Below are 1,531 nucleotides of genomic sequence, written 5' to 3' on the forward strand. Positions count from 1 at the left end.
CCGCGACGGCAGCGGGGATGGTGGGGATCCGGGCAGCCTGGTCCCGGTCATCCTCTCTCACGCCTCCGGGCCCGGGTTGCGTTCCACCGCGGCCCGCTGGGCCACCCACCTGCGCACCCACCCCCACACCCCGCTGCCCGACATCGCCCACACCGCCACCACCCGCGCCCGCCTGGACCACCGCACCATCGCCCTGGCCCACACCACCCCCGACCTGGCCACCCTGCTCGACCACCTCGCCGAGGGCACCCCCCCCCCCCGCCTCCTGCACGGCCGCCCCACCCCCGGCCACACCGCCCTGCTCTTCACCGGCCAAGGCGCCCAACACCCCGGCATGGGCCACCACCTCGCCCACCACCACCCCGCCTTCGCCCACGCCTGGAACCAAGCCCGCACCCGCCTGGACCACCACCTGCCCCACCCCCTCACCACCATCGCCTGGGCCCCGCCCGACACCCCCGAGGCCGCCCTCCTCCACGACACCCTCTACGCCCAAGCCGCCCTCTTCGCCTACGAAACCGCCCTGGCCCGCCTGGCCCAAGCGGCCGGCCTGCGCCCGGACTACCTCGCCGGGCACTCCATCGGCGAGATCAGCGCCGCCCACATCGCCGGCGTCCTCACCCTGGACGACGCCTGCGCCCTGGTCGCCGCCCGCGGCCGCCTCATGCAGGCCCTGCCCGCCGGCGGGGCCATGGCCGCCATCACCACCACCCCCGAGGCCGCCCGCGCCTACACCGAGCACACCGGCCTGGACCTCGCCGCGGTCAACAGCCCCACCTCCATCGTCCTGTCCGGCCCCGAAACCGCGATCGAGCAGGCCGTCACCCATTTCCGGGGCCAGGGGTGCCGCACCCGCCGGCTCCGGGTCTCCCACGCCTTCCACTCCGCCCTGATCGACCCCATGCTCGAACAGTTCGCCCAGGTCGCCGCCGGGCTGGACTACCACCCGCCGACCATCCCGGTGGTGTCCAACCTCACCGGCACCCTCGCCGGGCCGGAGATCGCCACCCCGGACTACTGGGTGCGCCACGCCCGCCAACCCGTGCTGTTCGCCCAGTGCATGGACTACCTCACCGCGGCCGGGGTGAACACCTTCATCGAGGCCGGACCCGACGCCGCCCTGTCCGCCGCAGGCCCGGAATGCGTGCCGCCGGGCAGCACCGCGGTGTTCGCCCCGCTGGGACGCCGCGGCCACCACGAACACCACACCCTCCTGCACGGCCTCGCGACCGCGCACCTGCACGGCACCCCCCTCACCCTCACCCACCTCACCCCCAGCACGGACACCACCAGTGACACAACCCCCACCGGCACCAGCACGAGCGTGAGCAGTTCGGACACCGCAAGCGCAAGCGCGGGCACCACGGGCACGAGCGCGAGCAGTTCAGACAGCAGCACCGCCACCGCAAGCGCCAGCGGCACGAACACCGTCACGGGTTCGGGCGGTTCGGACATCGCGGACGCTGCCAGTGGCACAAGCGCCGACACCGCCAGCGCAAGCGAAAGCGCGAACACGGACAGCAGCACCGCC

General features: G+C 74.3%; 1 protein-coding gene. It reads left to right on the top strand.

The features are described from left to right. Positions 1 to 1,531: acyltransferase domain-containing protein (locus CLV63_RS33055; protein ID WP_146165744.1), on the top strand; the 1,531-nt coding region annotated here is incomplete at both ends.

Source organism: Murinocardiopsis flavida (assembly GCF_003014485.1).
GTDB classification, from domain to species: Bacteria; Actinomycetota; Actinomycetes; order Streptosporangiales; family Streptosporangiaceae; genus Murinocardiopsis; species Murinocardiopsis flavida.